The following is a 13947-nucleotide window of genomic DNA, read 5'->3' as shown; positions in this document are numbered from 1 at the left end:
ATGTATCTTAACAACCCCAACATAAAACTTCCTGACGATCCTGATACTATTGTTTGGAAATATCTTGACTTATCTAAATTTCTAGATTTACTGCTTTCGAAGAAACTTTTTATGTCACGTTCAGACAAGTTTGAAGACCAATACGAAGGTACTTTTAGCGAACCCACTTATGAAGAGATTAAAAAACTTGCAGTAGATAATCCCGAGTTCTTAAACTACTACAAAACGCATCGCGAAAAAGTAGCCATTAGCAGCTGGCATATCAACGAATATGAATCTTTTGCCATGTGGCAGATTTTCACCAAAAACAATGAAGGTTTAGCTATTCAATCTACTATTAAAAGACTGCAAAAAGCTGTGAGACCTGAAAATAATTTTGACCAGTATATTGGCGAAGTAAATTACATTGACTACAAAAAAGAATACATTCCGTTTGATGATTTATTCTTTCCATTTCTATTTAAAAGAAAAAGTTTTCAATACGAAAGAGAAGTCCGTATTCTAAGTGACACTTCAAAAAGTGACATCAAATTAAACGACGGATTAAAGATCAATGTCGACATCAATCAATTGATCGAAAAAATATACATTCACCCAAAATCTGAAAACTGGTACAAAAAACTGGTTATCGAATTGGTGGAGCGTCTTGGTTTTGGTTTTGAAATTGAAAAATCTGACCTGGAAAGTGATATATTAATTTGAAGCTGCTAAGATTCTGAGTTTTTTTCTTGCCACAGATTAAAAGGATTAAAATGATTTTATATTGTGCTAAAAAGAAAAGAGGAATAGAAATTAAAATTTTCTATTCCTCTCTTTATATTTATAAAGAATTAAAAAATCCTTCTAATCCTTTTAATCTGTTGCAAAAAACTTAGAACCTTAGCATCACAGAACCTCAGAACCTTTTAAATAGGTTTATAACTTTTCACTTCCCATTTTTTAGAAGCCAAATCTATATAATTGTAATGCAAAACATCATTTTTATCAAACTGTCCATTTTGATTTGTATCCTCAATAGTTCTAAAATACAAACGGTTTTTAGATTCAATTAAACTCCAATCTACCAACTCTTGAAGGTCTGCAGAAACTTTGGTAAAATTTTCTCCACTAATATCACTTAAGTATAAAGTTTTAATATCGCTCGTATCTATTTTACCATCTTTATTGGTATCTGAATCCGTAAGCGTATAAACCATCACGTTATTATGCGTTCTGTCTGCAACCGTTTTTAGAAAAGTTGCTGTTAAAATCAAAACTGGTTTATCTGATAAAGGTCGGATAGAATCTGAATCTACTTTTTGGAATTTTAAATTCTGAAGGTATCCTGTAATTTCATATTCGCCCAAATTAGAAATCGTAAAGCTTACATCATTTACGCTTGAAGAACCATAACGCGCTTTAGAACCCCTTTCAAAAACCCTTAGATCTCCAACCGGATGAATTAAATAGCTTGTTCCTTCCATTTGAATTGGCAAATCGGCAATTTCAATTTGAGTTGTATCGGCTTTAGTAACACTTACTTTGTTTGAAGCGCCATAACTTACTTTTGGTTTTTGAACTTCTTCTCTACAGCTTATAACTGTTCCGATAAGTAAAAAGGCGATATATTTAAAATACTTTTTCATCTACAATGATTATATACGATTATCAAATATACTATTTTTGATTGTAATTTTTGTTTTTATTGAATTTTACTGAACAATTCCGAAGCAGTACTACAACCTCGCATTTATCTTAACGTTAAAAACCCTCGAAGTCATATAATTTGGAATCGCATATTGATTTTTTGAATACACATCACGAACCCAAGTATTGGTAATAGCATTTTGATTGTTGAAAAGATTAAAAATTTCCAATCCAACAGCCAATTCTTTAAAGTTTTTCAGCCAACCTTTTTTTGTGTTTTGTGTACTAGCATCTACAAAAACCTTTGCAAAACCAATATCTGCTCTTCTATAATCATTCAATCGGTTTTGATATAAATACGGATCAGAATATGCTGGCGCACCTCCAGGCAAACCTGTATTATAAACCAAATTCAAATACACCTTCACACTTGGAATATTCGGCATATAATCCTGAAACAGCATCGCAAATTTCAAACGCTGATCTGTTGGACGGGCAATATAACCTTTGTTTTCGTAATTTTCTTCGGTTTTCATATATCCAAAACTTACCCAAGATTCTGTTCCTGGAACAAATTCGCCATTTAATCTAAAATCCAAACCTTGCGCGTACGCTTTTGCATTATTATTCGCCACATAACGAATACGGACATTATCTATCGAATACACATTTACATCTGAAAGTGATTTATAATACAGTTCTGTCACCCATTTAAAAGGACGATTCCACATTTTAAAATTATAATCATTTCCTAAAACCACATGAATGGCTTCCTGAGCTTTCACATTCGGATTCACAACACCATTTAAATCTCGTAATTCTCTGTAAAACGGCGGCTGATGATACAATCCTCCCGAAATCCTGAAAACCATATCGCGATCCCAATCTGGCTTTATAGCAAATTGCGCGCGCGGACTTACGACAAACTGTGTTTTTCCTTCTTCTAAAGCTCCCGCAACATTCCAGCCTTGAAAACGCGCTCCTAAATGATACCAGATCTGACTTGAGCCAATTTCTGACTGCTTATTCCATTGTGCATAACCCGAAAATCTATTTATAGTATTAAAATTGGTCGCTCGGATATTTTGATAGGGCAAAAGCGGCCCTGTATAAGGCGCGTAAGGTTCATTGTTTTTTGGAAGAATAACTAAAGGCGGATTTATAGAAAATCCTGCTGAATCAATAACTTCCCACTCCACTACTCGATCTCGAATAGATTCTCTCGTATATTTTAAACCAAATTCCAGCTGACTTTCTTTCCAGTCTTTAATTCCTTTCAGCTCAATATTTGCAATTAGGGCATCCAAATCATTTCGGGCGTGGTTTAGCTGAGAACCAATTCCGCGAGTAAAATCAACTGCAGATGCATTTTCTGAATCTTCAGCATTTACATTGCCCAAACGGTATTGCGCCAGAATATCAAAATGTTCTTGTTCTGTGGTATGAAATAAAGATCCTATTAATTTTAAAGTAAGCGTTGGCGATGCTTTATAAGTTGTTTTTAAAGCACCAAAATAAGTATCGTATTGATCTTTTTCCTGTCCGTCATAATAAACCGCAAGCGCCATTGGCTGATCTGCTGTTCCAAAATTCGTCTGGCGCACTAAAGGCTCATACGAATATTTGTTCTGAGAAATATTTCCTAAAAAGCTCATTTGCCATTTTTCAGAAATATCATAATTTATATTCGTCTGAATATCAGCAAAAGTTGGTTTATAGTTCGTCTCTGTATCTTGACTATTTACTAAAAGGCTATTATTTCTATAACGAACTCCTGTTACAGCTGACCATTTTTTATTTTTAGAAACCAAATCTACTGCAGCGCTTCCTCCTAGAAAACTGGCTTCAAAAGCAGCACCGAATTGAGTTGGCTTACGATACGTAATATCTAAAACAGAAGATAATTTGTCTCCAAACTTCGCTTGAAATCCACCAGCAGAAAATTCAACATTTTGAACCAAATCTGTATTGGTAAAACTTAATCCTTCCTGCTGTCCTGAACGAATTAAAAACGGACGATATACTTCTACTTCGTTTACATAAACTAGATTTTCATCATAATTTCCGCCACGAACCATGTATTGTGTACTTAATTCATTATTTGAATTAACGCCAGGAAGCGTTTTCAGAATATTTTCGATTCCTGCATTGGCACCCGGAATCTTTTTTATGGTTTCAGTATCAACAGAAGTTATTCCTTGAACACGTTTTCTATTTCCAGAAGAAACAAAAACTTCTCCCATCTGTTCTTCAGAATTACTCATAATCGGATTAAAAACAAAAACTTCGTTTGTTTTTAAACTAACCGTCAAACTCATCATTTTTAATGAAACGTGAGTAAAAATAAGAGAAACTTTTTTGTTTGACGGAATTACTATTTCGTAAAAACCATTTGCATCAGATTGCGCTGTAATATCTTGCGAAGAAATATTTACGCCCGCAACAGGATGTTTATCTACATCTAAAATTAGCCCTTTAATACTAGCATTTTGAGCTAAAGCAATACAGCTGAGAAATAAAAAAAGAAAAGCGAATGTAAACTTGTTGTAACTCAAAGATTTTGGGTTTTATTTTTGTTGACTTCTAAAAAAACGAGTTTCAAAGATAGTAGTATTTCCTACATTATCAACAACTTCAACTTTTAATACGTTTTCACCTTCTGCCAAATATTGATCATCAAAAGTATGCGTAATTCTTCTGGCTTTATTTTCGTATTCAAACAAAACCCAGCTTCCGTTCAAATATCCATTATAAGATTTTATTCCAGACAAAGAATCACTTATCGTAAGGTCAATTTTCTTTTGATCGCTAATCCATTTACCTTCAATTGGTTTTGCAATTTTAACAACTGGCGGAATCGTATCGAGAACCAAACCGTAAGTGCCCAATATTTTTGCTTTTGCAGTAAAAACATCTCCTTTTCTGACTGTTCCATTATAACTTGTTCCTTTGCCAATATAAAGTTTATCTCTTAACGATTCTGGATAAGTATCGTCTTTTATGGTAATCGTAAAATTTGAATGTACAGGGACTGTATCGTCGTGAATATAAATTTTGCTATTTCTCACATCAAAATCCATATTAAAATCATCGTAGAAAGTTCCAGCTGGAAAGAAAACTGACATATTATCTTTCTCAAAATTGGCATCTCTATTATACTTGATGAAATACTGCCCGTTTGTTGGTTCTGCTTCTACAAGTGGTGTTGCAGCATCAAACTCAATTGGAACCGTAATAGAATTCATATTTCCAAAATAATCTGAAACCTCAATTTTATAACTTGAAGTTAAATTAGGTTCTGCTTTTACAATCCCGCGAAGAGAATCTGTTTTGATAATGCTTAACGCAAATGGCGTTTTCATAAAAAGTTTCTGCACGCGCTGTCCCGATTTTTTATAACGAGGATAATCAATCAAGGCGTTGATGTAGCGCATTTCATCAAAAGAATACGTATTAAACTGATAATTATAATTCTGATTTCCGTTTAAAAAAGTCGAAACATTAAAAACTCCATTTCTGTTATGTGAAACATCATCAGTATCAACAGCATTAATTCCGAAACCAATTTTTCCGTTTGCTTTAATTTTAGATGCCAAATAAGTACCGTCTTTTTGAAATGCCATATTAACCAATAAAGGCTGCTTAGACTGGTTGACAGTAGCATTATCCAAAGGATAAACATATAAACTAGATAAAGTTGGCTTTTTGGTATCTTTTAAATTTTGGTCAAAGCCAAAGAAAATCGGATTGATAACAAACTCCGTTTTTGTATCTCTTATTTCAAAATGAAGATGTGGCCCTTCTGACGAACCTGTATTTCCTGAAAGCCCAATTATATCTCCTTTTACAACTGGAAGCTCGCCTGGTTTTGGAAACATTTCAATCTCATAGGCTTTTTCTTTGTAATGTGTTTTTTTCACATAGTCTAAAATTGCGCCAGTTGGCGTTTGCAAATGTCCGTAAACTGAAGTGTAACCATTTGGATGTGTTATATAAATACATTTTCCGTTTCCAAAAGTCGAAATTTTAATTCGTGAAACATATCCATCCGCAATTGCATGCACACTCAATCCTTCTTTTTGATTCGTTTTTAAATCAAAACCAGCATGAAAATGATTAGGTCTTAACTCTCCAAAATTACCGGAAAGTTGCATTGGAATATCTAATGGAGGACGGAAATAATCTTTAGGATATTGTGTTTGAGCAAACACAGAATTACAAATTAAAAGGGCAAGTACATATAATCTCATAAACAACATTTTTGCTAAGATAAGCAAAAATAAGCCAATAAAAGCAAGAAAAAAGCTTCAAAAACCCAATTAATTGAATTACAATATATTTATCTAAAATAATGCAAAAAAATCGATAAAAAATTGCATTAATAAAAAGGAATATTAACTTTGTAGGATTAAGTAATGAATAGGATGTATAATGAGTGTAATTGCAGAAATAATTGATACTCTTGAATATAAAGTTGAAAAGCTTTTTGAAAAATCAAAAGCCTTTGAACAAAACAATCAAGCACTACGATTAGAACTAGCCAAAGCTGCGCAAATTATCCAGAAACAATCTGAGGAAATGGAAGCTTTGAAGAAGCAAAATGAAACACTTAAGATAGCCAATTCGTTGCTTGGCAGCGACAATAACAAGAGAGAGACAAAGCTTAAAATAAATTCATTAATTCGCGAAATCGATTACTGCATAGCGCAACTATCAGATTAATAACATGGACGGAAAGCTTAGAATTAAAATATCAATTGCCGACCGCGTTTACCCACTTACGGTTGAACCCGCTCAGGAAGAAGGACTTAGAAGTGCTTCTAAAAAAATTGATACCATGATCAAGCAGTTCGAAGAAAATTACGCGGTTCGTGACAAACAAGATGTTCTAGCCATGTGTGCACTACAATTTGCATCGCAAGTAGAACAAAAACAGATTGATAATGCAATCGATGGAGAAGAAACTATCGAAAGAATTAAAAGATTAAATACGCTTTTAGATCAATATCTCGAAAATTAAACGTTCTTTACAGAAACTAAGATACTGCCTACATTAGTTCACATTTGGTAAACTCAACACTAACAATTTAGAATGAGCAAATCGTCGCTACTATAGTATGCCCTCCTTTTGGCTGGGAAACTTGAACAGTGAGTTAGCTCAAAACTTGTCTTTACGAGTTTATACAAGCAATTAATGTAGGCTTTTTTTATATATAAACCCTAACAAACATGGACATCATAACGATCATTATTGGTATTGTAGGTATTGCGGCAGGATTTGCAATAGCTAAAATTATCGAGAAAAGTAATATTTCAAACCTAATTAAAAACGCTAAAAAAGAAGCAGCTTCTATCTTAAAAGATGCTAATTTAGAAGCAGAAAATATCAAAAAAGATAAAATTCTTCAAGCAAAAGAGCGTTTTATCGAACTTAAATCAGAACACGAACAAGTTATTTTAGCACGTGATAAAAAAGTTGCTGAAGTAGAAAAACGCGTTCGCGATAAAGAATCTCAAGTTTCTAATGAACTTTCTAAAGCAAAAAAAATAAACGAAGATTTTGAAGCTAAAACAGCCGAATACAATAATAAAATTGAAGTTTTAGACAAAAAACAAGCTGAAGTAGATAAACTTCACAAAAGTCAATTACAGCAATTAGAAGTAATCTCTGGTCTTTCTGCCGAAGAAGCAAAAGAACAATTGGTAGAAGGCTTAAAAGCTGAAGCTAAAACAAAAGCAATGTCTCATATTCAAGAAACTATTGAAGAGGCAAAATTGACTGCACAGCAAGAAGCTAAAAAAATCATTATTAATACGATCCAAAGAGTTGGAACGGAAGAAGCGGTAGAAAATTGCGTTTCTGTTTTCAACATTGAATCTGACGATGTAAAAGGTAGAATTATCGGTCGTGAAGGACGTAACATTAGAGCTCTTGAAGCTGCAACTGGAGTTGAAATCATTGTTGACGACACACCAGAAGCAATTATCCTTTCTTGTTTCGATCCTGTTCGTAGAGAAATTGCTCGTTTGTCTTTGCACAAATTAGTAACTGACGGACGTATTCACCCAGCGCGTATTGAAGAAGTTGTTGCAAAAACTGCAAAACAAATCGACGACGAAATCATTGAAGTTGGAAAACGTACCGTTATTGATTTAGGAATTCACGGTTTACACCCAGAATTAATTAAAGTTGTAGGTAGAATGAAATACCGTTCTTCTTACGGACAAAACTTATTACAGCACTCGAGAGAGGTTTCTAAACTTTGCGGAATTATGGCTGCAGAATTAGGACTGAACGTTAAATTGGCAAAAAGAGCTGGTTTACTTCACGATATCGGAAAAGTGCCAGATACAGAAAGTGATTTGCCACACGCTCTTTTAGGTATGCAATGGGCTGAGAAATACGGCGAGAAAGAAGAAGTATGCAACGCAATTGGAGCACACCACGACGAGATTGAAATGAAATCTTTATTATCTCCAATTATCCAAGTTTGTGATGCTATTTCTGGAGCTAGACCAGGTGCTAGACGTCAGGTTCTTGATTCTTATATCCAACGTTTGAAAGATCTTGAAGACGTAGCTTACGGATTCAGCGGAGTTAAAAATGCTTATGCAATCCAAGCTGGTAGAGAGCTTCGTGTAATTGTGGAGAGTGAAAAAGTTTCTGATGACAATGCAGCAAACTTATCTTTCGAAATTTCACAAAAAATTCAAACAGAGATGACTTATCCTGGACAGGTAAAAGTTACAGTTATTAGAGAAACAAGAGCTGTAAACATTGCTAAATAATCTAAGGAGTATACATAAAAAATAAAGGCTGTCAACTGACAGCCTTTATTTTTTTTCTAGTATCCAAAACGTCTACATATCATTAAAAATGATTTTAAAACTTGTTCCTACTCCTACTTCACTTTCTACTTCAACCGTTCCTTTCATTGCCTCAATTTGATTTCTTGTAATGTATAAGCCAATACCTCTAGCTTCTTCATGCTTATGAAAAGTTTTATACATCCCGAATAATAAGTCACCATAAATTTTCAAATCAATTCCTAGACCATTATCTGTAATTTTAAGCGATTTATAACCTTCAGGTTCAATTGCAAAATCAAAAGTAATTACGGGATCTCGATCAGGATGCGCATATTTAATCGCGTTTGTTGTAAAATTCAACAAAACACTTTCCATATAAGCCGGATTAAAATTAATCGTTAAATACTTCGGAACATTGTTTATAATAGTAACCTTTCGCTGTTGATGATATCCTTTAATAGTCGAAATAGTTTTCTCGATATACTCGCAAAGTTTTAATGGAACAACTGCAATATTGATATTACTCTGTGTTTTTACAATTTGGGTAAGATTTAAAATAGTCTCATTCAAATCATTAGAAACAGTACGCAAATATTCCAGCATTTCTGTTACCGTTTGCTTACTAACATCTGCATCAATAAGATCTAAGATAGATTTAATATTTCCAGCTTGTGTATTTAAATTATGAGAAACAATATGCGAAAAATTCAATAAACGGCTATTTTGATCGCTATAAAGCTTCATTGTTTTCATAAGCTCCAGCTCTTTTTCTTTCTGAGCCGAAACATCTGTATGCGTCCCAATCACACGCAAAGGCTTTCCATTTTCATCACGTTTAATTACTTTTCCACGATCCAAAATCCATTTATAATTACCGCTAGAAGTCATTACACGATGATAATTTTCGTAAAACGGAATTTTATTATCAAAATGTTCATGTATGTCTGAATAATATTTTGGAAGATCATCTGGATGCACAATTTTATCCCATCGTTCTGGATCATCAAAAATATCAGCCGATTCTAGCTCTAAAATTTTAAGAGAGAGAGAAGAATAAAAAACCCTATTTGTTACCATATCCCAATCCCAAATTCCAGCTGTGGAAGCATCTAGGGCAAACTGAAAACGCTCTTCAGAAATTCTAAGCTTTTCTTCTTTATCTTTTAGTTCAGTAATATCCGAAACATGACCATAAAAAATTACATTTTCATTTGTCGCAGATTCTGTTTTTGCTGCAATTTTAAACCATCGAATTCCTTTTTTAGGAAGAGTAGCTCTAAATTCAATTTCCCAAGGTTTTATTTCTTTTCTTGCTTTGACTAAAGACTGAAAAAAAAGTTCACGATCCTGCGGTAAAATTCGATCGTAAACTATAAACTTAATATCATTATTAAAATCCTCCGAAGAAAGTTCAAATATTTCATCTGCCGATTTGCTTACAAGAGGAAATGTGTAATTATTATCAGTATCAATAACAAACTGAAAAAGCAGGTCAGGCATTTCGGCCAACAATTTTTTATAAAAATTATTTACCTCTAAGCAATCTTCATTTCCATATAAATCAAAAACCATATACTACTATTTTTTGTAAATAAGATATTCGAACTTATTCAGAAAAGCAAAAAACAAAACTCAGTTTTTACTACTTTTTACTTTATTTTAAACAAAAATTTAACACAATATAATAAATTTAAACAACAAAAACATAACTATATGTAAAAATAATTTATTTTCTAGGATGAAAACTATACATTACTTCTTTTAAGAAACTGCGATCCAAATGCACATAAATTTCAGTTGTTGTAATAGATTCATGACCAAGCATTAATTGAATTGATCTCAAGTCAGCGCCATTTTCAAGTAGATGAGTCGCAAAAGAATGTCTCAAAGTATGCGGACTAATACTTTTTTTAAGTCCCATTTTTTGAGCAAGATCTTTAATGATAGTAAAAACCATTGCACGAGTCAATTGATTCCCACGTCGATTCAAAAACAAAGTGTCTTCAGCTCCTTTTTTAATATTGAGATTTGAACGTACCGCATTTTTATAAATATCGATATATTTTTGAGTCAATGAGCCTATTGGAACAAACCTTTCCTTATTTCCTTTACCCGTAATTTTAATAAAGCCTTCATCAAAAAAAAGATCTGAAATTTTAAGTGTAATCAATTCAGAAACACGTAATCCGCAACCATACAAAGTTTCGAGCATTGCTCTGTTTCTCTCGCCTTCATTAGTACTTAAATCGATTGTTTCAATAAGGGCATCAATTTCCTGAAGTGATAAAGTATCTGGCAATTTACGGCCTGTTTTTGGAGCTTCAATTAATTCTAAAGGATTATCATTTCTATAATCTTCAAAAACCAGATAATTAAAAAAACTTTTAAGTCCAGAAATAATCCTTGCCTGTGATCTCGGATTTACCTCCTTAGCTACCGAATAAATAAACTGCTGTAAAGTTTCATCGGAAATTTTTATAGGAGAAACATCAATCTGATTGGTTTCCAAAAAAAGACATAAACGCTCGATATCAAAGCCATAGTTTTCTATTGTATTTTTAGACAAACCTCTCTCAATCCTCAAGTATGACTGATAATCTTTTATATATCTGCTCCAATTCATATGTACAAAGTAAGTAATTTTTTGGCATAAAAAAACCTTCCTTAAAAAAGGAAGGTTTTTCAAATATTTTAAAATTCAAATTAGAATTTATAATTAAATCCAATATTTAAAGAAGATAGAGTAGCATCATCAGATATTCCTTTATAAGAAGCAAACAATTCAATTTTTTCATTCTGATAACCAAATTTAGGCTGATACAAAACTCCTCCATTTCCACTACCGCTTGATGCATAAACTGCATAACCTAAATCAGCACCAACAAACAAATTATCTGTTATCGAGTATTGTGCAGTTGCTGCTAATGGAACAAAACCAGCATTAGGACTTTTGATTCTGTATGATACATTCCCATAATCATAATTATCAGATTTAGGAACATAAGCGGTATAACCTGTAGTTGCACCAACGCTAAATTTATCAGTAACATTCCACAGATATGCAACATCAATACCTAAATTCGCAGAATAGGAATCTTTTAAATCACCTAGAACGACACCGGCGTGAGCTCCAACCTTAAAGTTTCCATCTTGTGCATTTGCAAAACCAAATGCCATAACTGCAATCGCAGATAAAAAAAATTTCTTCATTTTATTTGTTTTGATTAAATAGTTTAGCCAAATATAAAAATATACTCAATAAACATCACTTTAATTTAACAAATAAAATAGGATTTATTTTAAAAGATTTAGGGCCATAAAAAAACCTTCCATTACAGGAAGGTTCTTTAAATATTTTAAATTTCAATTAGAATTTATAACCTAAAGAAATCTGAAAATTACCATTTTTTGCGCTATCATAGTAATCTTCTGAATCATCAATATCTCTATCAGAAATAGGAGACAAACCGATAGTGTAACGAAGACCTACAAAGAAATTTTCAGTAAAATCATAACCAGCTCCTAAATTAAAGCCTAAATCTGTTGATCTTGTATAATCTTTGAAATCTTCTCCATCTGATTTAGCTGATAATAAAATACCCAGTTGTGGACCAGCTTCTACACTAAACTTCTTGTCAACAATGTAATATTTTGCTAATACTGGAATGTTTAAATAATTTAATTTTAAGTCTGCGTCAGATCCAAAAGGTCCATCAAATTTAGCTCCTTGAGCAGAGAATAAAAGCTCAGGCTGAATAAAAAACTTTTCAACTACATGGATTTCTGCTAAACCACCAATATGAAATCCTACTAATGATTTACTATTGTCTACATCTCCTCCAACAATACTTGAAATGTTAAGACCTCCTTTTACTCCAAATCTTGTTGACTGTGCATTAGTGAATGCAAAAGCCATAATTGCAATGGCAGATAAAATAATTTTTTTCATTCTAATTTGTTTTGGGTTAAATTAATTGGGTCAAATATAAAAATATTCTTCATAAATGTATATTAGGAATTTAACAAATAAAATAGTAACTATTACACTAATTGTTAAGACAACATGAATTAGCTGGAAATTTAAAACTAATAAAAGCAAAAGCCTTTCCATTTCTGGAAAGGCTCTCAAAAAAACACTATTAACTAAATATTAGAAGTGTAAAGCGAAACCAACATTGAATTGGAATACACTTTTATAATAATCATCATTCAATGAAACATTATAACGAACTCCTGGTTCAACAGAAACATTTTTCCCAATAAACCATGCATAACCTCCTTGTAAACCAAGGTAAGAAGGATTTTCGTCAGCTCCTTTGTAACTAACGCCATTATAAGAAAGTTCTAATGGAAATTTATTTGCCAAATAATACTTAGCCCCTAGTTTATAAGCGAAAGTGCTTGAATCGTGACCTTCATCACCATATCCTAAACCAACTTTCACCGCTAGATTATCAGCTAAAAAGTATCCACCTTCTGCACCAATGTTCCATTGAGTTTCACCATCCGCTGATGCTAAACCAAAACTAGTACTTCCAACACCAGAGCCAAAACCAGTATTAGCTTCAATTAACCATTTTCCTTTTGCTGTTTGTTCTTGAGCATTAGCCCATCCAAAAGATAGTACTGCAATAGCAGCTAAAACAATTTTTTTCATAATTTTTTAAAATATTATTCGATTAATACTTCACAAAACTAAGATTAGACTTACAAAACATGCATCTCAATAAGTTTAAAAAGTATTAAAATAAGACAAAAATAAAGTCAATAGAGACTGATTGAAAATCAAATATTTAAAATAAAAAAGGACGTTTTTTAGACAAGAAAAAGCATTTTGAGTGGGAATTTTAGTAATTATTTAATCCAAATTATAAGGCAATAAAATCCTAAATATGTAGTTTTGAACTTTAAATAACATTTTAAAATACCAATTTTTAAAAACCTTTTTATGAAGAAAATACTTTTAGCAGCTGTAATGTTCATTGCAACATCAGCGGCAGTAAACGCACAATTTGTACAAATCGGGGTCAAAGCAGGGGTTAACTTCGCTAACCAAACAGGAGGTTCTGACTTTAATGGAATTTCTGTAGACAAAGATGGTATTACAAGCTACCATGCAGGTCTTGTCGCAGAACTTAAATTATTAGAAAAATTCTCAATTCAACCAGAGCTTTTATATACTACTCAAGGAGCAACTTATAAAAATGCTGTTTCAGAGTTTAAAAATGAAATGGGATATATTGCTATTCCCGTAATGGCAAAAATCTATATGACTAAATCTCTTAGCTTAGAACTTGGTCCACAGGCATCATTTCTTGTTAGCAATAAAAAAGAATTTGATGTTGCAGATCCAAAGACTTTTGACTTTTCTCTTAATGCAGGTTTAGGATTAAAAGTGGTTGGAGGTCTTTTTGTTCAGGCTCGTTACGGCATTGGCTTAACAGAAATTTCAGATAAAGCTGATTTCAAAAACTCTGTATTCCAACTTTCAGCTGGATACATGTTCTAAAA

Annotated in this window: 13 protein-coding genes; 5 read left to right on the top strand and 8 right to left on the bottom strand. The window is 32.6% G+C overall.

Annotation, left to right across the window (positions count from 1 at the left end; all coding sequences use genetic code 11):
• Positions 1–702 (top strand): DUF2971 domain-containing protein, encoded by a 702-nt coding sequence (locus DMB71_RS03425; protein ID WP_111363716.1) that lies wholly within the window; start codon positions 1–3, stop codon positions 700–702.
• 203 nt (positions 703–905) lie between these two features.
• Here the strand turns inward: DMB71_RS03425 and DMB71_RS03420 are convergent, their stop codons facing one another.
• From DMB71_RS03420 to DMB71_RS03410, 3 genes are all read right to left on the bottom strand, one after another.
• Positions 906–1625 carry a CREC-EF hand family protein gene (locus tag DMB71_RS03420; protein ID WP_111363714.1) on the bottom strand — a complete coding sequence of 240 codons (720 nt, stop codon included), beginning with the start codon at positions 1623–1625 and terminating at the stop codon, positions 906–908.
• A 90-nt stretch (positions 1626–1715) separates the two neighbouring features.
• Complete coding sequence (locus DMB71_RS03415; protein WP_111363712.1) at positions 1716–4181, bottom strand: TonB-dependent receptor; 2466 nt, start codon at positions 4179–4181, stop codon at positions 1716–1718.
• A 12-nt stretch (positions 4182–4193) separates the two neighbouring features.
• Positions 4194–5876, bottom strand: coding sequence for a M23 family metallopeptidase (locus DMB71_RS03410; protein WP_111363710.1), 1683 nt, complete (start codon positions 5874–5876; stop codon positions 4194–4196).
• A gap of 181 nt (positions 5877–6057) precedes the next feature.
• On the opposite strand from DMB71_RS03410, the gene DMB71_RS03405 reads away from it, so the two are divergent.
• From DMB71_RS03405 to rny, 3 genes are all read left to right on the top strand, one after another.
• Entirely contained in the window at positions 6058–6348 is a 291-nt protein-coding gene (locus tag DMB71_RS03405) for a hypothetical protein (protein ID WP_111363708.1), read from the top strand.
• 4 nt (positions 6349–6352) lie between these two features.
• Complete coding sequence (locus DMB71_RS03400; RefSeq protein WP_111363706.1) at positions 6353–6646, top strand: cell division protein ZapA; 294 nt, start codon at positions 6353–6355, stop codon at positions 6644–6646.
• Positions 6647–6855: 209 nt separating this feature from the next.
• Entirely contained in the window at positions 6856–8415 is a 1560-nt protein-coding gene (gene rny, locus DMB71_RS03395) for a ribonuclease Y (protein ID WP_111363704.1), read from the top strand.
• Between the two features lie 72 nt (positions 8416–8487).
• On the opposite strand, the gene DMB71_RS03390 is transcribed toward rny, so the two are convergent.
• The 5 genes from DMB71_RS03390 to DMB71_RS03370 form a co-directional block, all read right to left on the bottom strand.
• Positions 8488–10008 (bottom strand): sensor histidine kinase, encoded by a 1521-nt coding sequence (locus tag DMB71_RS03390; protein ID WP_111363702.1) that lies wholly within the window; start codon positions 10006–10008, stop codon positions 8488–8490.
• A gap of 154 nt (positions 10009–10162) precedes the next feature.
• Positions 10163–11059, bottom strand: a complete 897-nt coding sequence (gene xerD / locus DMB71_RS03385) for a site-specific tyrosine recombinase XerD (protein WP_111363700.1) — start codon at positions 11057–11059, stop codon at positions 10163–10165.
• An 80-nt stretch (positions 11060–11139) separates the two neighbouring features.
• Positions 11140–11646 (bottom strand): outer membrane protein, encoded by a 507-nt coding sequence (locus DMB71_RS03380; RefSeq protein ID WP_111363698.1) that lies wholly within the window; start codon positions 11644–11646, stop codon positions 11140–11142.
• Between the two features lie 157 nt (positions 11647–11803).
• A complete protein-coding gene (locus DMB71_RS03375) occupies positions 11804–12385 on the bottom strand; it encodes a porin family protein (protein ID WP_111363696.1) in 582 nt (193 codons plus the stop codon).
• Between the two features lie 201 nt (positions 12386–12586).
• Complete coding sequence (locus DMB71_RS03370; RefSeq protein ID WP_111363694.1) at positions 12587–13093, bottom strand: porin family protein; 507 nt, start codon at positions 13091–13093, stop codon at positions 12587–12589.
• A 291-nt stretch (positions 13094–13384) separates the two neighbouring features.
• Here DMB71_RS03370 and DMB71_RS03365 point away from each other — a divergent pair, with 291 nt between their 5' ends.
• Complete coding sequence (locus DMB71_RS03365) at positions 13385–13945, top strand: porin family protein (RefSeq protein ID WP_111363692.1); 561 nt, start codon at positions 13385–13387, stop codon at positions 13943–13945.
• Positions 13946–13947: the final 2 nt, after the last annotated feature.

This window comes from Flavobacterium tistrianum (genome assembly GCF_003254545.1).
GTDB classification, from domain to species: Bacteria; Bacteroidota; Bacteroidia; order Flavobacteriales; family Flavobacteriaceae; genus Flavobacterium; species Flavobacterium tistrianum.
Note: the sequence above shows the minus strand (reverse complement) of the source record. Positions and strands in the feature narration are given on the sequence as shown.